The organism is Aerophototrophica crusticola, assembly GCF_012913305.1.
GTDB classification, from domain to species: Bacteria; Pseudomonadota; Alphaproteobacteria; order Azospirillales; family Azospirillaceae; genus Niveispirillum; species Niveispirillum crusticola.
Window position 1 is genome coordinate 179,522 of sequence record NZ_CP051775.1, and the last position, 19,211, is coordinate 198,732.

20 protein-coding genes are annotated in these 19,211 nt (G+C 69.8%); 9 read left to right on the forward strand and 11 right to left on the reverse strand.

Features of this window, described 5'->3' with window-relative positions; genetic code table 11:
- Positions 1-147: 147 nt before the first annotated feature.
- Positions 148-1,161 carry an amidoligase family protein gene (locus HHL28_RS00850; protein ID WP_083699162.1) on the reverse strand — a complete coding sequence of 338 codons (1,014 nt, stop codon included), beginning with the start codon at positions 1,159-1,161 and terminating at the stop codon, positions 148-150.
- Positions 1,140-1,787, reverse strand: coding sequence for a dienelactone hydrolase family protein (locus HHL28_RS00855; protein ID WP_075771480.1), 648 nt, complete (start codon positions 1,785-1,787; stop codon positions 1,140-1,142). Before HHL28_RS00855 ends, HHL28_RS00850 begins: the two co-directional genes overlap by 22 nt.
- A gap of 172 nt (positions 1,788-1,959) precedes the next feature.
- Here HHL28_RS00855 and HHL28_RS00860 point away from each other — a divergent pair, with 172 nt between their 5' ends.
- The 3 genes from HHL28_RS00860 (at position 1,960) to HHL28_RS00870 (ending at position 3,527) form a co-directional block, all read left to right on the forward strand.
- Positions 1,960-2,571 (forward strand): HPF/RaiA family ribosome-associated protein, encoded by a 612-nt coding sequence (locus HHL28_RS00860; protein WP_075771481.1) that lies wholly within the window; start codon positions 1,960-1,962, stop codon positions 2,569-2,571.
- 10 nt (positions 2,572-2,581) lie between these two features.
- Complete coding sequence (locus HHL28_RS00865; protein WP_075771482.1) at positions 2,582-2,842, forward strand: hypothetical protein; 261 nt, start codon at positions 2,582-2,584, stop codon at positions 2,840-2,842.
- Positions 2,843-2,939: 97 nt separating this feature from the next.
- Positions 2,940-3,527: a hypothetical protein gene (locus HHL28_RS00870; protein WP_075771483.1), complete on the forward strand. Its 588-nt coding sequence runs from the start codon at positions 2,940-2,942 to the stop codon at positions 3,525-3,527.
- A gap of 7 nt (positions 3,528-3,534) precedes the next feature.
- Here the strand turns inward: HHL28_RS00870 and HHL28_RS00875 are convergent.
- From HHL28_RS00875 to HHL28_RS00905, 7 genes are all read right to left on the reverse strand, one after another.
- A protein-coding gene (locus tag HHL28_RS00875) for an IS630 family transposase (RefSeq protein ID WP_169654527.1) occupies positions 3,535-4,670 on the reverse strand; the annotation gives its coding sequence in 2 pieces (ribosomal slippage) (positions 3,535-4,238 and positions 4,238-4,670; 1,137 coding nt in all).
- 337 nt (positions 4,671-5,007) lie between these two features.
- The gene (locus HHL28_RS00880; protein WP_075771485.1) at positions 5,008-5,544 is read right to left on the reverse strand and encodes a hypothetical protein; all 537 of its coding nucleotides are present in this window, start codon (positions 5,542-5,544) and stop codon (positions 5,008-5,010) included.
- A 12-nt stretch (positions 5,545-5,556) separates the two neighbouring features.
- Positions 5,557-6,171: a hypothetical protein gene (locus HHL28_RS00885; RefSeq protein WP_075771486.1), complete on the reverse strand. Its 615-nt coding sequence runs from the start codon at positions 6,169-6,171 to the stop codon at positions 5,557-5,559.
- Between the two features lie 171 nt (positions 6,172-6,342).
- A complete protein-coding gene (locus tag HHL28_RS00890; protein WP_075771487.1) occupies positions 6,343-6,915 on the reverse strand; it encodes a hypothetical protein in 573 nt (190 codons plus the stop codon).
- A gap of 9 nt (positions 6,916-6,924) precedes the next feature.
- Positions 6,925-7,461, reverse strand: coding sequence for a hypothetical protein (locus HHL28_RS00895; protein ID WP_169654529.1), 537 nt, complete (start codon positions 7,459-7,461; stop codon positions 6,925-6,927).
- A complete protein-coding gene (locus HHL28_RS00900) occupies positions 7,416-8,003 on the reverse strand; it encodes an energy transducer TonB (RefSeq protein WP_169654531.1) in 588 nt (195 codons plus the stop codon). The genes HHL28_RS00895 and HHL28_RS00900 overlap by 46 nt, the downstream gene beginning before the upstream one ends.
- A gap of 116 nt (positions 8,004-8,119) precedes the next feature.
- A complete protein-coding gene (locus HHL28_RS00905; protein ID WP_075771489.1) occupies positions 8,120-9,148 on the reverse strand; it encodes an NADP-dependent oxidoreductase in 1,029 nt (342 codons plus the stop codon).
- A 174-nt stretch (positions 9,149-9,322) separates the two neighbouring features.
- Between HHL28_RS00905 and gloB the strand changes: the two genes are divergently transcribed.
- Together gloB and HHL28_RS00915 are read left to right on the forward strand one after the other, a co-directional pair.
- Positions 9,323-10,093 (forward strand): hydroxyacylglutathione hydrolase, encoded by a 771-nt coding sequence (gene gloB / locus HHL28_RS00910; protein ID WP_075771490.1) that lies wholly within the window; start codon positions 9,323-9,325, stop codon positions 10,091-10,093.
- 60 nt (positions 10,094-10,153) lie between these two features.
- A complete protein-coding gene (locus HHL28_RS00915) occupies positions 10,154-10,765 on the forward strand; it encodes a glutathione S-transferase N-terminal domain-containing protein (protein ID WP_075771491.1) in 612 nt (203 codons plus the stop codon).
- 254 nt (positions 10,766-11,019) lie between these two features.
- On the opposite strand, the gene HHL28_RS00920 is transcribed toward HHL28_RS00915, so the two are convergent.
- Both HHL28_RS00920 and HHL28_RS00925 read right to left on the reverse strand, forming a co-directional pair.
- The gene (locus HHL28_RS00920; RefSeq protein ID WP_404326190.1) at positions 11,020-11,334 is read right to left on the reverse strand and encodes a polyhydroxyalkanoic acid system family protein; all 315 of its coding nucleotides are present in this window, start codon (positions 11,332-11,334) and stop codon (positions 11,020-11,022) included.
- 60 nt (positions 11,335-11,394) lie between these two features.
- Positions 11,395-12,630 carry an MFS transporter gene (locus HHL28_RS00925; RefSeq protein ID WP_075771492.1) on the reverse strand — a complete coding sequence of 412 codons (1,236 nt, stop codon included), beginning with the start codon at positions 12,628-12,630 and terminating at the stop codon, positions 11,395-11,397.
- A gap of 380 nt (positions 12,631-13,010) precedes the next feature.
- On the opposite strand from HHL28_RS00925, the gene HHL28_RS00930 reads away from it, so the two are divergent.
- The 4 genes from HHL28_RS00930 to HHL28_RS00945 all read left to right on the forward strand — a co-directional run bounded on the left by HHL28_RS00930 (position 13,011) and on the right by HHL28_RS00945 (position 19,121).
- Complete coding sequence (locus HHL28_RS00930) at positions 13,011-13,637, forward strand: outer membrane protein (RefSeq protein ID WP_169654533.1); 627 nt, start codon at positions 13,011-13,013, stop codon at positions 13,635-13,637.
- 159 nt (positions 13,638-13,796) lie between these two features.
- A complete protein-coding gene (panE, locus tag HHL28_RS00935; RefSeq protein ID WP_075771494.1) occupies positions 13,797-14,714 on the forward strand; it encodes a 2-dehydropantoate 2-reductase in 918 nt (305 codons plus the stop codon).
- Between the two features lie 421 nt (positions 14,715-15,135).
- Positions 15,136-16,371 (forward strand): aminotransferase class I/II-fold pyridoxal phosphate-dependent enzyme, encoded by a 1,236-nt coding sequence (locus HHL28_RS00940; RefSeq protein ID WP_083699164.1) that lies wholly within the window; start codon positions 15,136-15,138, stop codon positions 16,369-16,371.
- A 92-nt stretch (positions 16,372-16,463) separates the two neighbouring features.
- Complete coding sequence (locus HHL28_RS00945) at positions 16,464-19,121, forward strand: FtsK/SpoIIIE family DNA translocase (RefSeq protein ID WP_083699165.1); 2,658 nt, start codon at positions 16,464-16,466, stop codon at positions 19,119-19,121.
- The last annotated feature ends 90 nt before the right edge of the window (positions 19,122-19,211 follow it).

Genomic DNA, 19,211 nt, shown 5'->3' on the forward strand with positions numbered 1-19,211 from the left:
TATCCTTAACGCGGCTTTCGAATTCGAAAGTTGCAAGAACGGGTCTGCCGTCCTGGTCCGGCCGTCACTCCCCCCTCGCCCTGAGAGAGGGGACCGAACGGCCCCGTCCGGCCGCTTCCCGGGCCGTGGCGCCAACGTCGTCGGAGCCTAGACAGGGGGCAGCCACCGCCTGACCAGCCGCGGCCAGTCCTCCAGCACGCCCGACCGGCGGCAGTCCAGCCACAGGGCGCCCAGCTCGTCCAGGGCCCAGCGGTCGGTGGCCAGGCGTTCCACCTGAACCCAGCGGTTCCAATCCGGCAGGATGGACCAGCCGGGCGTGCCCACCCGGCTGTCGGGCAGGCGCCAGTGCCAGGTGGGGCGGGGCTTCACGTGGGGGTCGCTGGCCTTTCCGGTGGACATCTCCCCCGGCACCAGCAGGGTCAGCAGGGGCCAGAGGTCCAGCTCCCGGTTCCGGCTGGGGCTGTGGCGGACATAGTCGCGGGCCAACTCCGCCAGCCCCGGCCGGTAGGAAGGGCCCACCACCAGGGCCGCGTACTCCTCCGGGAAGCGCTGCACGAAGGGGGCGACCTGGCGGGCGGTGTCGATGTCCATCTCCTCCCGCAGCCAGGGGGACAGCAGCAGGTAGGCCTTGAGCACGTCCAGGATATGGTCGCCGTCGCGGCGGGCAACCTCCGGGTTGAAGTGCAGGCCGAAGGCATAGAAGAAGCGGGCATCGGTGCCCTTGGCCCCGGCCTGTTGCAGGGCGGTCGCCAGCGGGTCCAGCTCGGCAAGGTCGGCCAAGGCGACGGGCGGGCAGGCGACCTCATAGGGCAGGACGAAGCTGCCCACGTCGCCCACCGTGGCGCGCAGGCGCTGTTCCAACTTGTCCAGGGCCGTGGCCACCTCGGCGCCCTTGGAATCCGGGTGGGCGGCCAGCATGTCCAGTTCCACCCGGAAGTCGCCCAGGCGGGTGTCCCTCACCCGTGCCCTGTGCTCATGCTCCACCTCGACCCGGCCGCCATAGAGGGATTGGACGACCCTGGCGATGGCGGGGGGCTCCAGCCCGGCGAACTCCAGTTCCACGCCGCATTGGCGCGGGACGCCGTCCTCCCGGCAGGTCACCGGGGGGAGCAGGGGGCCGGGCAGCGCCTCGGAAGGGGTCAGAGACGGGTAAGTAGCCAATCGCGGACCTCCCGGTGGACCCGGTCCGCCACCTCGTCCAGCAGGTGCCGGGCCCCGTTGAAGATGACCAACTGCTTCGGCTCCTTCGCCAGCCGGTTGACGTACTCGGTGCTCTCCACGGGCAGGACCTCGTCATCCGTCCCGTGCATCATCAGCATGGCGACGCGGGGGCCCAACCGGCTTGCCGGCTCGGCCCCGCGGCCCTGGGTGGCCAGCGTCACCACCGCCCGGACCTGGGACAGCTTGGCCGCCGCCTGCACGGCCACCGCCCCGCCGAAGCTGTGCCCCACGATGCCAAGGCGGTTCACCCCCTTGGTCTCCAGGAAACGCGCGGCGGTCAGCAGGTCGAACAGGCACTCCTCCAACTCTCCCGGTTTGCGATAACGCACGCGGAGGCCCGCAAGGTCCTCACCGGCAAGCTCAAGCGCCAAACGGGCATAAAGGTCGCGTGCCGGGCTGTCCCAGCCGCCGCCAACCCCGCCCACCCAGATGACCCCCCGACCCTTGGATTCGGCCAGACGCTGCGGGGCGTAGAAACGGGACTTCACCTCGCCCCGGGCCGTGGACAGGGTCACGGCCTGGTAGCCGCCCATCAAGGTGCCGTCAGTTTGCGCGCGCGCAGGCATTCGGTGCGCTTTCCGGTTGCGGAGCCGGGACCGTGCCCCCGCGGCAGGCCCCCGTTCGTCAACCGGTGTGGTGCGGACCGGTTCCGTTCTCCCGTGCCCCGCTTTTGCCCCCGGAACCGCCCCGGCCCCGCCCTGTTGGGAGGGCCGACACACCAGAAAGGTGGGAAACAAAATGCAGACGCCCCTGAAGATCGCCTTCCACAACATGGAATCCTCGGACGCCATGGAGGCCGCCATCCGTGAGCGGTTCGAGAAGCTGTCCAGGCTGGCCGGCGACCGCATGACCGCCTGCCGCGTCTCCGTGGAGGCCCTGCACCGGCAGCACCGCACGGGCAACGTCTTCGAGGTGCACATCGACATGGTGATGCCGGGCGCGGAGCTGGCCGTCAGCCGTGAGCCCAAGAAGGCGCATGACAAGTACGCGAACCCCGACGTCTACACCTCGATCCGCGACGCCTTCCAGGCGGCGGAGCGGCAGTTGAAGGCCTACAAGCAGCAGCAGCGCGGCGACGTGAAGCGCCACGACTTCGAGGTCCAGGGCCAGGTTACCCAGATGGCCGACGACCATGGCTTCCTGCTGACCAACACGGGCGGGCAGCTCTATTTCCACCGCAACAGCGTGATGGGCGGCGGCTTCGACAAGCTGACCCAGGGCGCCAAGGTCCATTACATCGAGGCCATGGGCGACACCGGCCCCGTCGCCAGCAAGGTCTGGACCGACCTGGACGGGGAAAACCGGCAGGACGTGAACGACCTGCCCCCCGCCGAAGACAACGCCGCCTGAGGAGGGCCCCATGGCGACCAACGACGAAACGCGGCGCCCCGGCTCCGAACGGGTGACCGACGTCCCGAACGACCCCCTGCACGTCAGGGAGGACGGCGGCTTCGCCGGCCTGTCGAGCACGCCCGAGGAGCACCGCAAGCGCGCCCGGGAAGGCGGCGACACGGGTCGCCGGCACAATGGCGACATCGTGCCGGAACAGGCTCAGGAAGACTCGGAACAGACCAGCCAGCATCTGGTGAAGCCGCGCGGCGTGGACGACAAGCCGGCGTGACCGGCCGATGCGGGGCTTGCTTGGGCACCCCCTTGTACCCTCCCCCATGGGAGAGGGGATTGTCTGGCCGCCCCGAGTGCAAGGGACAGGAGAAACCATGGCCGAGACACCCCGCGCCGGCGGGCGCCCCAGGACCTATGACGACCAGCAGCGGGAGGGCGCGCCGCGCCCTCCCGACGGGCCGTCCACCAGCAACAGCCCCGGCGTGGTCGGGCCCACGGGCCACAGCCATGCCCGCGGCGACTCCCAAGGCACGGCCCGTATCGCCGACGATACCGGCCCGCAGGTGCCCACCACCCTGGAGAAACACCCGGACGAGCTGGCGCCCCCCTTCGAGGAGACACCCATGGGCCCGCCGCCCAGCGGGCCGGGGACGGACCCCTGGCCGGGGGCGCGGGCGCAGCAGGCGCGGCACATGCATGACCACGGCATGTACCGGGACAAGATCGCCGTCTCCGACCCGGCGGCCACGCCGCTGGGCACCGACAGCGAGGCCGCCGGGCACCATGTCCCGGAGGGCTCCATCGAGCCGGTGGCCCCCATGAACGCCCCGGCCGAGAACAACCACACCCCGGACGGCCACGCCCGGGGCGAGGTGCCCCAGCGCTCCACCGCCATCGTCTGGACCCTGGGCGCGGTCATCGGGGCCATCGTGTTGGGGCTTATCGTGCTGGCGATGACCTAGTGTTCCGTCAGGTCTGAGGTGAGGGGTAGAGGCTTCGCAGCTTTATGCGTGCGTCGCTGGTTGTGAACTGCCAGCGTATGCTTGAGGCGGCGGCGTTGCGGTCCTCCTCCCATTGTCCGACCTGACGCTCGAGGGTGTCCTGACGGGCGATGCGGCGGGCGAGGCACTGGCGGGAGAGGGCGCCCAGCTCGATCTCTGCCATGTTCAGCCAGGAGCCGTGCTTGGGGGTGTGGTGCACCTCCAGCCGGTCGGCCAGGCGCTTGGCCTCGTCCGGCGGGAACGCCTCGTACAGGCTGGCCGGCGAGTGGGTGTTGAGCTGGTCCATGACCAGCACGACCTTGTCGGCCCCGCGGTAGCGCCCCTCCAGCAGGTCGCGCACCACGTGGGCCCAGGCCGTCCGGCGACGGTGGCCGGTGACGGCCACGTGGCGCCAGCCGGCCAGCGGCTCGCAGGCCATGAACAGGCTGGCCACGCCGTTGCGCACGTAGACGTGGTCGTAGCGTTCCACCGCGCCGGGCCTGGCCGGCAACGGCTCGCGCGTCTCGCCCACCAGCTGCTTGAAGGTCTCGTCCAGGCAGACCACCGGCCGGCGCGCGTCCAGGGGCCGCCGGTACACCTCCAGCACGTCCTCCATGTGGTAGACGAACTCCCCCGACTGCTTGGGCGGGATGCACCACATCCGCCTCAGGTGCGGGCGCAGCGCGTTTTTTTGAGCGTCTGGCGCACCGTCTCGTGCGAGAGCGTGCCCACGTGGCCCAACTCCACCATGCGCCCGGCCAGCAGCCGCAGCGTCCAGCGCGCCCGGCTCCCCGGCGGCTGCGAGCAGGCAAGCGCCACCAGGTGCGCCTCCTGCTCGCCGTCCAGCTTGGTCTCATACACCCGGTCCGGGCCGCGGTAGTGGCTCAGCGCCGCCTCGAACCCGTCCTCCACGAAGCGCCGGCGAAGCCGCTCCACCGTGGACAAGCCCACCCCCAGCGCCTCGGCGATCCCCGCGTCGCACAACCCCGGCCCGCCCTCCGCCTCGTCGGCCCGAAGCAGCACCTGCGCGTGCTTCAGCTTGCGCACGTCCGCCTTGCCCCGGGAAAGAAGCTGCCGGATGTGCTCACGCTCCTCCTCTGTCAGCGTCACGCGATACTTCTTCATGGCCGCTCTCCTGTTGGTGCCAAAACACCAACAGGACCAGACCCTTCACCTCACGCCTGACGCTGTACTAGACCCGTTTTCCGATGACCGGAAACGGGTCTAGCTTTTCCTGTTCCTCACACGCCCCCGGATCGGGGTCCGGGGCAGGCTCCGCCGCATCCGCGGCTTGGCTTCGCCCGCATGGGCGGGCGCGGCGGCAGTCGCCGCCGGAGCGTGTTTACGGCCAGCGTAAACACGCTCTAGCCTCGCCCCCTCAGGCGGGCCCTGGCTCAGGGCGCGCAGGCCGGCTGGTGCCGGCCCAGGTTGGCGTGGAGGGCGGTCGCTTGCCGCTGCCGGTTCACAGCGCCTCCGGGTCGCCCTGGTAGGGCTCGGGCTGGCCCACGGCATATCCCTTGTCCGCCGTGAAACGCATGGCGGCCTTGGCCTGGGCCATCTTCTCCGCCGCCGCCCAGACCAGGTAGCGGCGGCCATGCTGCCAGCTCCCCAGCACCTCGGCCGGGGCGGTGCGGCCCAGGCTGGCGAAGTTCGGGTGGCGCACCGGCACGATGAAGGCCTGGTCGCCCGGGTTGCGCCGGTCGTCCAGTACATAGATATGGGACTCGCTGCCCCGCTCCTTCGCGACCGCTTCCTCCCCCTGGTCGATGCCGACGCCCAATTCCTGCAACTCCCGCTCCATGGAGCGTTCCTCCCGGCGCAGGTCCAGGGTGATCCTGGCCTTTTCCCGCATCCGGCGGCTGGCCTCGCGCACCTGGTGCTGCTTGGCGGCATGCAGCATCTGCACCCGCTTGATCCGCTTCATCACCGTGCCCGCCACCTGGGCGGCGACGGCCAGCCCGGCGAGGATGCCGAACCACAGGGCGACATTGTCCAACATGCCTGCCGCCCCTCAGCCCGCCGGCTGGGCGGCGCGGAGGTCGATCTCCTCCAGCGCGCTCAGCACATCCCCGTCATGGGGCTCGGCGATCTCCACCACGAAGAAGCCGGTGGCGGGTGGGAAGGCCTTGTCCACCATGGCCTTGGCATCGCCGATGCCGTGGGCCCAGACGATGACCTGCTGCGCCCGGTTCCAGCCCTTGGAAAGGTGGGAATGTTCCTTCTGGTCCAGCACGGCGCGCTGGACATGGCGGTTGATGACGTGGGCCACGAACTTGCGGGCCGGCCGCTCCGACCGGACAAAAGCCTCCTCCTCCCCCAGCACCCGCAGCAGGCGGGACCGGCTGACCTTCATGTCGGAGATGCGCTTGCTCACCATGTAGTGCCGCCGCCGGGCGGATTTCAGCCTGTCCTCCAGCCGGACGAGCTTGGGCAGCATGGCGGTGCGCCGGGCCTGGAACCGGTGTTCCAGGGTGGCCAAGGCCAACAGCCGCCCTTCCAGCCCCTCCCCCTTCAGCCCACGCAGGGTCGTCTGCTCAACCATGTGGGCGATGGCCAACCCGGCCAGGTAAGCCAGGCCGGCGATGGAGGCGAAGATGATGCCGGCCTCGGTCAGCGTCTCGATCATGGGGCGGCGTCTGGCATCCGGCTGCGTCGGCACGGCTAGGTCCCGTGCGCGTATCGGTTGGATACTACCCTGAATCCTATCCATTCGGATAGTCCCGGATGCGCCGACGATAAACCGCATGTGAACAGGTGGGGAAGGGCGGATGCTGCCGAACCCGGCAATATCCCAACCTCAGCCTGCTCCGGCACCGAAGTCGGGCAGGTCGGGCAGGCGGCCGATCAGGTCGTTCAGGATCAGGATGGCGGTGGTCAGCTCCGCCTCCAGCCCCGGGTCAACCCGCTCGGCCACGGCGGGCGCGCGCAGTTTCTCCAGCGCGTCCAGCAGGGACGGCAGGTCCCGCCGCAACCACTCCACCGCACCCACGGGCACGGTGGGGTCCAGGGACAGGAAGGTGAAATAACGTCGGCTGGTCCGCACGAACAGGGACAGCATCAGCAGTTCCAGCCTGTCAAAGGCGGCCCGGGCCTTTTCCGCCCGTTCCGGGTCGGCGGGCCCCGATTGCCAAGTGCCCGCCGCCTCTTCCAACCGTCCCCGCAGCAGGGCGGCGATGGCCTGGAACTCCGACAGCTTCTCCCGGAAGCCGCGGTAGGGATGCTTGCGGAAATGCGCCGGGTCCCGCGCCGCCGCCTGCGACAACTCCATCGCCTCCCGCGCCAGATCCTGCAACGCGCGGTACAGGGCCTTGGCCTCAGCCTGGCGGGCCGCGGGGTCGCGGTACGCGGTGCGGTGTGGGCGGGCGTGCAAGGGCGGGGCCTACTCCTCGACAAGCCCCAACAGGGTACCCCGGCTGCCCCGGACTGTCAGCGTGCAATCACCCCAGCTCGCAGGGATGGTCCAGGCCGTGCCGTCCTGCACCGTGCCTTTGGAAATGGCCCGGTCGCAATCCGCCTCCACATTGTCGATCCGGCCCTGGATCCCCTGGAAGACGACGGTCCGGCGCAGGGGCCGGTAACGCCAGGCGGCGGTGCCCTCCGGACAGTCCCGCTCGCAGCTCTGGTCCAGCTTTCCCTGCACCTCAAAGGGTTGGCCGCTTGCCGCGCGTTCCTTGGCCTTGGCCAGCACCTCCAACAACGGCGCGGCAGAGGACGGTTGCTTCCGGGCTTTTTCCAGCCGGTCGCCCGTTTCACCGGCATCCTTGACGTAACCGAAGCTGAGCTCCAGTTGCAGCCGCTGGCGCAGCAGTTCCGTGTAAAGTTCCGTGCCCAGGGCGTTCTCGCCACCCCACAGCGCCCGGCGGACATAGGTCAGGCTCTGCCAATGGTCCCCTTGGCCCGGTGGTAAAGGTGCCATCGGGCGAACAGGTGGGAGTATTCGTAAAGGTTCAGGCCACGGTACCCACCCTCGGCCTCCTCGAGGACAAGCCGGGCCTCTTCCAGTTTCCCCTCGGCCAACAGGTTGTCGATCCGGCGGATCCTGCTCCGGGTGATATCGCTGCCGCCCATGGGGTTGCCGCCGCTGGTCCGGATGGTGAAGACGACCGGCAGCTCGTTGTTCCGCTGCTCCACCGGTTTCCCGTCCACCTGGGCCGGGGTATAGCGCCATGTGGATACGGCCTCGATGGCGGCCTCATGAAACCGCTTGGCGCGGTCGCTGCTGTCCAGCACCTCGATGTTGGCCGTCTTGCCCTCGGCCGTGATGGTGAAGGACAGGATCACCCAGCCTTCCCGGCTCTGGTCCGCCATCATGGCCGGGTACTTCGGCGCCAGCTTTTCCAGGGGCTGGGCCTTGATGAAGACCGGCAGTTTCTGCGGCGCCTCTTGGGCGGGTGCCGGGACCGGGGCCTGTGCGGCCATGAACGCGACGGCCAAGGCGATGGTGATGGAACGGCGCATCGGAGTTTTGCCCGTGGAGGAGGTAGATCGTTCCACCTCCTCCTATCGTTCGGGCGCGCTCCTGCCAAGCCCCCGCGAGTTGCGAGGTTATGCGCGACCGCCGGGCCCCCGCCGGGTCAGCCCCGCGCCGGTTCCTCAGACACCTGGACGGCCAGCTTGCCTGTGTTGCCGCCGGTGAACAGCTTCTTGAAGCTGGTGATGGTGTTCTCCAGGCCCTGGTCCAGGTCCACCTTCCACTTCACCTTCCCGCCGGCGATCCAGGGGCCCATCTCCTGGTACATCTCACCCAGGCGGGGGTTGTAGTCCAGGACCAGGAAGCCCTCCATCCGCGCCCGGCGGGACACCAGGATGGACAGGTTGCGGGGGCCGGGCTGGGGTTGGGTGGCGTTGTACTGGCTGATGGCGCCGCAGAAGGCGATGCGGCCCTTGATGTTGATCAGGTCCAGCACGGCCTCGCCCACCTCGCCGCCGACATTCTCGAAATAGACGTCGACGCCCTTGGGGCAGGCGGCGCGCAGGGCCTTGCGCCAGCCCTCGGCCTTGTAATCGACGGCGGCATCGAAGCCCAGCTCACCGGTCAGCCAGGCGCACTTCTCCGGCCCGCCGGCGATGCCGACGACGCGGCAGCCCTTCAGCTTGGCGATCTGCCCCACCATGGAACCCACGGCCCCCGCGGCGGCGGAGACCACCACCGTCTCCCCCTCCTTGGGCTTGCCGATGTCCAGCAGGCCGAAATATGCCGTGGCACCGGTCATGCCCAGCGGGCCCATGAAGGCGACCAACGGCAGGCCGGGGATGTTGGGCACCCGGCCGAAATTCTTGCCGTCGGTGATGGTGTAGTCCGCCCAGCCGCCCATGCCGCTGACCAGGTCGCCCACCTTCACCTTCTCATGGTTGGACTTGTCCACCACGCCCAGCACCAGCCCGCGCATGGTGCTGTTCAGCGGCACCGCCGGCAGGTAGCTGTCATACTGCATCCAGACCGCATTGGTGGGGTCCAGGGACAGGTAGATGGTGCGCACCCGGTATTCGCCGGGACCCGGCTCCGGCGCCGGCTCCTCCCGCAGGGACAGGACCTGCTCGAAGTTGCCGCCCTTGGGACGGTCGGTCAGCACCCAGTGGCGGTTCGTGGCGGTGGCGGACATGGTTCCTCCCTATACCCTTTCCGGGCCAGGGCGCCCGGTTCGCCGGGGAGTATGGTTCAAACGGGTGTTTGAGACAACCCGGAAAAGCACGGTCGTTCGGTCCCGAAAGGCCTAGATGTGCATCGGCCGCCGGGGTGCTTGGCGGCGGCGGCGGACGGGGGTAGGCTTCGCACCATGCTCGACATCCGCCTGATCCCCGTCCTGTCCGACAACTATGTCTACCTGCTGCGCGACGGCGCCACGGGGGCCGTGGCCGTGGTCGATCCGGGGGAGGCGGAGCCGGTGGCCATGGTGCTGGACGATCTGGGCTGGCGGTTGAGCCACATCCTGAACACCCACCACCACGCCGACCATGTGGCGGGGAACGAGGACCTGAAGCGCCTGTCCCAAGCCCCCGTCATCGGGCCGGAGGCGGACCGGCACCGCATCCCCACCCTGGACCAGGGAGTGGGGGAGGGGGACACGGTGCGCGTCGGCAGCCGCACCGCCCGGGTCATCGCCGTCCCCGGCCATACCAGCGGCCACATCGCCTTCTGGTTCGAGGCGGATTCGGCCCTGTTCTGCGGCGACACCCTGTTCTCCCTGGGCTGCGGCCGGCTGTTCGAGGGCACGCCGGCCCAGATGTGGGACAGCTTGCAGAAGCTCCGCGCCCTGCCGGATGAGACCCGGATTTACTGCGGGCATGAGTATACGGCCGGCAACGCCCGCTTTGCCCTGTCCATCGACCCGGACAACCCCGCCCTCCAGGCCCGGGCGGCGGAGGTAGAGCGGCTGTGGCTGGCGGGCAAGCCGACATTGCCGGTGACCCTGGGCGCGGAGAAGCGCGCCAACCCCTTCCTGCACGCCGACGATCCCGCCCTGGCCGCCCGGCTGGGGATGGCCGGGGCCGACCCGGTTGCCGTCTTTGCCGAGACACGGCGACGCAAGGACACATTCCGGGGCTGAGTTTCCCGCAGGTGCGTCTTAAACTGTGTCGCACCGCACACCCTGACCGGCAGGTGGCCCATGAAGCTGCGTTACAGCCAGACCTCCCCTTATGTCCGCAAGGTGCTGATGGTGGCCATCGAGGCGGGGCTGTACGACAGGATCGAGCTGCTGCCCACCGACGTCTGGGCCCCGGACAGCCCCATCCAGCGGGACAACCCGCTGTCCAAGATCCCCTGCCTGATCACGGAGGACGGGCTGGCCCTATTCGACAGCCCGGTGATCTGCGAGTACCTGGCCCACCTGGGCGGCGACGCACGCCTTTACCCCGGGCCCGGCCCCGCCCGCTGGGTGGCCCTGCGCCAGCAGGCCCTGGCGGACGGCATCTGCGACGCGGCGGTACTGCGGCGGCTGGAAAGCCTGCGCCCGGCCTCCCTCCGCTCCGCCGACTGGGACCGGCGCCAGCACCACGCCGTGACCCGGGCCCTGCACCGGCTGGAGGAGGAGGCGGGCCAGCTCCCCCCGCCCGAGGCCCCGACCATCGGCGGCGTCGCCATCGCCTGCGCCCTGGCCTATCTGGACTTCCGCTTCCGCGACGAGTGCTGGCGCAAGGGCCACGGCGCGCTGAGCCGCTGGTTCGACCACATGGCCGAGCGCGACAGCTTCAAGCGCACCATGCCGCCGATGGAGTGACCAGGTCCGGTCTAATCTGTAGCTGATCTTCGCCCGAGCCAGGCAGGTCACCGGTTGCTGCTCTCGTCTCTACTTGGTATGGTTCTCCAGAATACATACACGAACACGCACCACACACTCACGGACACGCACAAAAACTAGAAAAATAACGCTGCGCCGCAGGCATTGTCTTTTTTGTGAATGTTCGTGTGTGTTCTTGTGCGTGTTCGTGAATGTTTCCTGGTGCCCCGGCCGACGGGGCCCAGCGACACCCTCTATTTCTTCTCCAGCAACAGCGTCCCCTGCTGCCGGATCTTCGGGGCCAGCTTGTTGGCCAGCATGGACAGCATCCAGGGCAGGTCCACCTCCACCAGCACCTGCTGCTCGGCCACGTCCAGGCGGCCGGTGATGGTCTGGCCCAGGGCGACGATCCGGAAGCTCAACCGGTCGCCCTCCCAGCGATCGTCGATCTCGTTCGCCACGCGGGCGAGCTGGGCGCGCGCCTGCTCCCGCCCCACATCCACCCGCCGCTTCGCCTCGGCAAGGCCGAGCTGGTGCGGGATGGCGATGGTCATGGGTTTGGTCATCATGGGCGGGCTCCGCTGGTTCTCCCTTGGAGATGGGAACGCGTTGGCGCAACAGAAGGGCCTCTATCCGCCCACGCCACTGCCCTTCGCCGCCACGGCCTTGACCCGATGGCTCTCCGTGGCGCTCCGGGGGATGCGCCGCTCCAGGGCGGCCATCAGGGGCGGGCCGGCCAAGCTGACCAGGATGCCGATCAGGGCCAGGGCCGGCATGCCCGCCAACTTCCCGTCCGGGCCGGCCGTCAGCATGGCCGCCCCCAGGGCGGACCCGGCGCCGCCGGCAATCTGGGTCACCGCCTGGACCAGGGCCATGAAGCCCGCCCGCTCCGCCGGTTCCGGCACCTTGGACACGGCGGTGTTCTGGGCCACCATGCGGGCGGTGTTGAAGAACATGAAGGCCGGCACCAGCCCCAGCACCGGCAGGGCCAGCCAGTGCCAGTCGAAGTACAGAACGTATAGCAATGCCGCCAACACCAGGGTGGAGACGGTGGTGACGGGGGTGGAGCCGAACCGGTCCACCAGCCGCCCCGTCCAGCGCATGCCGAAGAAGCTGATGCCCCCGCCGATCATGTAGAGCAGGCCCAGCTGCTCCCTGGGGAAGCCCAGGTTGAACTGCACGAACACGGCCAGGTTGGTGATCACCAGGAACCCCGGCAGGATCGCCACCGCCGCCAGGGTGAAGGCCAGCAGCGACAAGGGCCGGCTTCCCATGCGCAACAGCCGCAGGGCCGCCCCGGTGATGTCGGTGGGCAGGGCGGCTTCCTGGTTCAAGTGGTGCCGCTGCGGCGGCAACTGGGCCAGCGAGCCCAGGACGATCACCAGGCTCAGGGCCGCAACGCTGAAGAAGGGGGCGGGCCAGCCGAACCGGTGCCCCACCTCCAGCGCCCCCGGCACGCCCAGCACCGCGCTGAGGGAGATGGCCCCCATGACCGTGCCCATGGCCTGGCCCCGCCGCTCCGGCGGGACATTGTCGGCGACGATGGCCACGGCCAGGGCCCCGGCGGGCCCGCCGAACAGCCCGGCCATCACCCGGGCGGCCACCAGCGCCTCAAGGCTCCAGGCCAACCCCGCCGCCACGTTGGACGCCACCAGCCCCAGCATGCACAAGCCCAGGGCCGGCCGCCGGTCGAACCGGTCCAGCACCAGGGCCGCGGCGATGCCCGACACCGCGGCGGTCAGCGTGTAGGACGCCGTCACCCAGCCCACGAGGGATGGGCTGAAGCCCAAGGCCTGGCTCATGTCCGGGCCCAGCGGCATCACCACCATGAAGGACAGGACGCTGACGAACTGCACCGCCGTCATCAGCAGCGTCAGCCGTCGCTCCTCACGCGTCAGGCCCAGGGGAGATCTCCGTCAGGAATGGGCAGGGAACCTGCATAGCCCGCCCCGGGCGGCCCGTCCATGTCCGCGCGGGATGGGTGGGGGCCGCCCGGCCTTCAACCCCCGGGGCCATTCGATGGCCGCGGACGAGTCATCGCGTTGCAACATACCTTGTGTGATGTCACGCACAGTTTCGCCGACGCCAGGGGACTAACGTCTGCCCATCACGAAGCGATGGCCGCGACGGCAAATCCGCGACCCTTCGTGAGAAGTAAAGACCGAACAGACGGTCAATGATGGGGCGCGCTGATCCGCGCAGCGGGAGCGTATTGCCCCAAGGGAACCTAACGAGGAGTTCAGAGATGTCCCGTTTTGCTTCTGCCATGTTTGCCGCCTCTGCCCTGGCCGCCGTCACCGCGGCGCCGGCCCTGGCGCAGACGGCGTTCGACGGGCCCTATGTGGGCGCCTACACCGGCTATGCCTTCGGCAGCAACGAGGCCCAGGCCGGCACCACCAAGACCGACCTGGATGCCAATGGCTGGACCTATGGCGCCTATGTCGGCTACGGCAAGACCTTCGACCGCCTGTACCTGGGCGCCGAGGCCGAGATCGGCCGCACCGACCTGGAGGGTGACGGCACCTCCGGCACCTTCGTCGGCGCCCTGGACAGCAAGGAGAGCTATGGCCTGTCGGCCCGCGCCGGCTACCTGTTCGCCGACAACATCCTGGGTTACGCCCGGCTGGGTTGGCAGCAGACCGACGTCCGCGCCGTCGCCCTGAGCGGCGCCACCGCCTCCTCCTTCAAGGATGAGCTGGACGGCATCCGCTACGGCGTGGGCTCGGAGATCGCCCTGACCCCGAACATCCTGGCCCGCGTGGAGTACAACTACACGGACTATGAGAAGGCCAAGTTCAACCTGGGCACCCAGCGTGTCGGCATCCAGCCGGACAGCAGCGAGGTCCGCGTGGGCATCGCCTACCGGTTCTAAGTCCAACTTTTCCAGCTTCCCTGCCGGCCTCCCCCCTCCCCACCGGCCGGCAGGGCCCCGGCCCCGGCGCCGCCCCCACGGCGCCGGGGCTATTTTTTTGCCCGGGCCGGGAATGGTCGGCTACTCTCCGCCACCTACCAAGAAGCGGAGGGTCGTCCCATGCGCATCCTGTTCCTCGGCGCCGGCTCCATCGGCGGCTATTACGGTGGGCGGCTGATGCAGGCGGGGGCAAACGTCACCTTCCTGGTGCGGCCCCGGCGGCAGGCGCAGTTGATGGAGCAGGGGCTGCGGGTCACCAGCCCGCACGGGGACATCCGCCTGCCAGCCCAATGCGTGACCAAGGCACGGGGTCCTTACGACCTGGTGGTCCTGACCAACAAGGCCTATGACCTGGAGGACGCGATCCAGGCGGTCACCCCGGCCATGGGGCCGGGCAGCCGGCTGTTGCCGCTGTTGAACGGGCTGCGGCACCTGGACCGGCTGGACCAGGCATTCGGGGCGGACCGGGTGATGGGCGGCCTTGCCCACATCAGCACCACGCTGGACCCGGACGGCACCATCCGGCACCTGAACCAGCTGCACCGCATCACCTTCGGCGCCCGCGACCCTGGCCAAGCCGCCGCGGCGGACGCCCTGGCCGACGCATTCCGCCCCACCTCGGTGGAGTGGCGGCAGAGCGGGGACGTGCTGCAGGACCTCTGGGAGAAGTTCACCTTCCTGTGCAGCCTGGCAGCCACCACCACCCTGGTCCGCGGCAGCATCGGCACCATCCTGGCCCAGCCGGGTGGTGAGGCCTTCATCCGTGCCGTCATCGCCGAATGCCGCTCCGTTGCCCAGGCGGAGGGCCACCCGCCCCGCCCCCCGGCCGCGGAGGAGGCGGTGCGCCTGCTGACCCAGCCCGGCAGCCCCCTGGCCGCCTCCATGTTGCGCGACATCCAGAAGGGCGGCCCCAGCGAGGGCGAACACATCGTCGGCGACATGCTGGCCCGCGGCGAACGCCACGGCCTGACCCTGCCGACCCTGGCGATGTCCGCCCTGGCCCTGCGGGTGTACGAGGCGGAGCGGGCGCGGGGCTGAACCGCCGTTGGGCCATTCTGCACGGACGGCACGGACACTCCACGGACACCACGGACAAGGAAAGCTGCTTGCGGCGCAGCCAACTGGATGGATGGGTTCAGCAAGGACCGCTCCGGAAAAGGGGCCCGTGCCTGTCCGTGGCATGTCCGTGCCGTCCGTGATTGATGGCTAAACCGTCCCCGCGACTCGGAGTCCAGCCAGGGAACGGGCGCGGAACGTTTTCCCCTGGTTTGTTCACAGGGCAAAAACCGATTCGCATCAAGGGTTTGCGGCAGTTTTCAACGCTTTTCTCAGACTCTATCCACAAGCTGCGGATTCTTCTGACTCTTTCCTGCCCCGGTCGCTTGAACCGGGGCGGCGGCGGGGGTATGCTCGTTTTTGTTTTGTACCGGCTCCCCGACGCGCGTGAGTTCAACCAGAGATGATGGAAGACAAGGGGCCTCCCGGCCTGTCCCCGCTGCTGAACGGCCGCCTGGGGGCCCTGGCCGACTATCCCTTCCCGCGGCTGACGGCGCTGCTGTCCGGCGTGGCCCCGCTCGCCAACGTGGAGCCGGTGGTCATGTCCATCGGGGAGCCGCAGCATGCCCCGCCGGCCCTGCTGGACCAGGCGCTGCGGGACAACGCGCATCTATGGGGCAAGTACCCGCCGGTTGCCGGCACGCCGGACTTCCGCGCCGCCGTGGCGGGCTGGCTGTCCCGCCGCTACGCCCTGCCGGATGGCTTCATCGAGGCGGACCGCATGGTGCTGCCCCTGGCCGGCACGCGGGAAGGCCTGTTCCTGCTGGCCCAGCTGGCCGTGCCGGAGGAAAAGGGCGGGCGCCGCCCGGCGGTGCTGATCCCCAACCCCTTCTATGCCGTCTACCAGGGCGCCGCCGTGCTGGCCGGGGCGGACGCCATCTTCCTGCCCGCGGTGAAGGAAACGGGCTGGCTGCCGGACCTGGACGCGGTGGATGACTCCACCTGGGCCCGCACGGCCCTGTTCTACCTCTGCACCCCCGCCAACCCGCAAGGGGCGGTGGCCGACCTCGCCTATCTGAAGCGCGCCCTGTCCCTGGCGCGGCGCTTCGGCTTCGTCCTGGCGGTGGACGAATGCTATGCGGAGATCTGGGACAAGGCCCCGCCGCCGGGCGCCCTGGAGGCGGCGAAGGCCCTCGGCGGCCTTAACCCGACCGCAAACCTGCTGGTGTTCCATTCCCTGTCGAAGCGCAGCGGGGCCGCCGGCCTGCGCAGCGGCTTCGTGGCGGGGGACCCGAATTTGATCCAGGCGTTCGGACGCATGCGCAACTATGCCTTGGCCGGCAACCCCTTGCCCGCCCTGGCGGCCTCTGCCGCCCTGTGGCGGGATGAGGCGCATGTGGAGGAGAATCGCCGGCTCTACCGGGAAAAGATCGACGCGGCGGAAGCCGCCCTGGGCGGCCGCTTCGGCTTCTACCGCCCGGCAGGGGGCTTCTTCCTGTGGCTCGACGTGGGCGACGGGGAGGAGGCGGCCAAGAAGCTGTGGCAGCATGGCGCCATCCGGGTCCTCCCCGGCGCCTACCTGACGCAGCCCGAACCCTCCGGCATCAACCGCAGCCAACCTTTTGTCCGGGTCGCGCTGGTGCATGACACGGACACCGTTTCCCGGACCCTTGAGCGGATGGCCCGCATCCTGGCATGAGCATGACGACCCCACAGCGCCGTGATCGTTACGCAGCCGAAGACACTGACATTGACCATTCCGCTTTCGGAACGAGCCCGAGGGACCCGTCCATGACGACCCGCCTTGCCACATCCCCCCGCACCTCCGGCCGGGGCCCCGCCCCCCGTGGCGCCGGCGCCCCGCCGCCGGGCAAGGGCCGGCTGCTGCCCGAGTCCACGGCCCGCTTCCTGCGCCGCCGGGTGATGGAGCTGGGCGGGCTGGGCCTTCTGGGCGTGGCCGCGGTGGTGGCGGCGGCGCTGGGCAGCTACGACCCCGCCGACCCGTCCTGGAACACGGCCAAGCCGGCGGGGGAGGGGCTGGTGCGAAACTGGGTGGGCGTCCCCGGTGCCTACCTCTCGGACGTGCTGTGGCAGACGCTGGGCGTGGCCGGCTGGCTGATCGCTGCCATCCTGGCGGGCTGGGGCCTGTCCGTGGCCCGGCATCGTCCGATCGGCAACTGGCCGGTGCGGGTGCTGCTGGCCCTGGGCGCCGTCCTGCTGACCGCCATGACCCTGGCCGGCCTGTCCGGTCCCGCCGTCCTGGGCGGCAGCGCCGGGCTGCTGCTGTTGGGCACCATCTCCGGGCTGGTGGAGGGCCTGTTGGGTGCGGCGAGCGGGCCGTTGCTGGGCGTCGTCCTGGCCGTGCCGGCCCTGCTGGTCCTGCTCTCCTCCCTCGGCGTCTCCCCCACCCAGGCTGTTGCCGGGCTGAAGGGCCTGGGCGGACAGTTGAAGCGCCCCGCGGCCCCGGCCCGGCCTTCCCGCGCCGCCACCGGGCCGGAGGCGGAGCCCCGCTTTGCCGCCCTGTCCGGCCTCGCCCACAAGTTCCGCCTGGACCCCGCCGCCATCATGGCGCAGCTGCGGGAGAAGGCGTCGGGCCTGCTGGCCCGCAAGCCCGCCGCGGCCCCTGCCGCCCCCGCCCCCCGCGGCCGGGTGGAGCCGGGCCTGTCCGTCCCCCGCTTCGACCGGGGCGAGGCGAGCCGCGCCGAGCCCACCCTGTCCCCCCGGGCCGAGCGCGCCGCCCCGTCGGCACCCCGTGACGAGGATGAGGAGGAGCCGCCCTTCGAGCCGGATGCCCCCGCCGTCCAGCGCCCACGCCTCGCCCCCGTGGTCACCCCCCGGCCGAAGCCGGTGGAACCCGCCCGCAAGGCGGTGGAGAAGGCCCGCCAGCCCGCCCTGGAGCTGGTGCCTAACGAGGGCGGGGAGTATGAGCTGCCGCCCCTGGACATCATGCAGCAGCCGCCCCACGGCGCCGGCCCGCTGATGGATGAGGAGTCCTTGCAGCGCAACGCCACCCTGCTGGAGGGGGTGCTGGAGGATTTTGGCGTCCGCGGTGAGATCGTGAAGGTCAGCCCCGGCCCCGTGGTCACGTTGTATGAGCTGGAGCCCGCACCCGGCACCAAGTCCTCCCGCGTCATCGGTCTGGCCGACGACATCGCCCGTTCCATGAGCGCTGTCAGCGTCCGCGTGGCGGTGGTGCCCGGCCGCAACGTCATCGGCATCGAGCTGCCGAACCAGAAGCGGGAGACGGTGTACCTGCGGGAACTGCTGCAGGCGGAGGCGTACGACAAGTCCCAGGCCAAGCTGGCCCTGGTGCTGGGCAAGGACATCGGCGGCGGCCCGGTCATCGCCGACCTGGCCCGCATGCCCCATTTGCTGGTGGCCGGCACCACGGGCTCGGGCAAGTCGGTGGCCATCAACACCATGATCCTGTCGCTGCTGTACCGGCTGCCGCCGGACAAGTGCCGCTTCATCATGGTGGACCCGAAGATGCTGGAGCTGAGCATCTATGAGGGCATCCCCCACCTGTTAGCGCCCGTCGTCACCGACCCGAAGAAGGCGGTGGTGGCCCTGAAATGGGCGGTGCGGGAGATGGAGGACCGCTATCGCGCCATGTCCAAACTGGGCGTGCGCAACATCGACGGCTATAACGCCCGCCTGCGGGAAGCGCGGGAAGACGGGGAGGTGCTGACCCGCCGCGTCCAGACCGGCTTCGACCCCGACACCGGCAAGCCGGTCTATGAGGAGCAGCCCATCGACCTGACGGAGCTGCCCTACATCGTCGTCATCGTGGACGAGATGGCGGACCTGATGCTAGTGGCCGGCAAGGACATCGAGGCGGCGATCCAGCGCCTCGCCCAGATGGCCCGTGCCGCGGGCATCCACCTGATCATGGCCACCCAGCGCCCCAGCGTGGACGTCATCACCGGCACCATCAAGGCCAACTTCCCCACCCGCATCAGCTTCCAGGTCACCAGCAAGATCGACAGCCGCACCATCCTGGGCGAGCAGGGGGCGGAGCAGCTCCTGGGCCAGGGCGACATGCTCTACATGGCCGGCGGCGGCCGCATCACCCGCGTCCATGGTCCCTTCGTCCGGGACGAGGAGGTGGAGCAGGTGGTCAAGTTCCTGAAGGCCCAGGGCGAGCCCATGTATGTGGACGCCGTGACCGAGGAGGATGAGGAGTTCGACCCCTCCGAGGACGGCGGCGGTGGTGGCGGCGGGGAGAACCCGGCCACCGGCGACGACCTCTACGACCAGGCCGTGGCCGTGGTGACGCGGGAGCGCAAGGCCAGCACCAGCTTCATCCAGCGGCACCTGCGCATCGGCTACAACTCCGCCGCCCGGCTGATCGAGCGGATGGAGAAGGAAGGCGTGGTCAGCAAGGCCAACCACGCCGGCAAGCGCGAGGTCCTGGCCCGCGACGTGGACGACCACGAGCGGGTGAACTGACCTATCCGGCAGCGGCCGTCCAAGAAACACGCACGGACACGCACAAGGACACTCACGAACACGCACGCAGGAAAACGGGCTGCGCCGCAG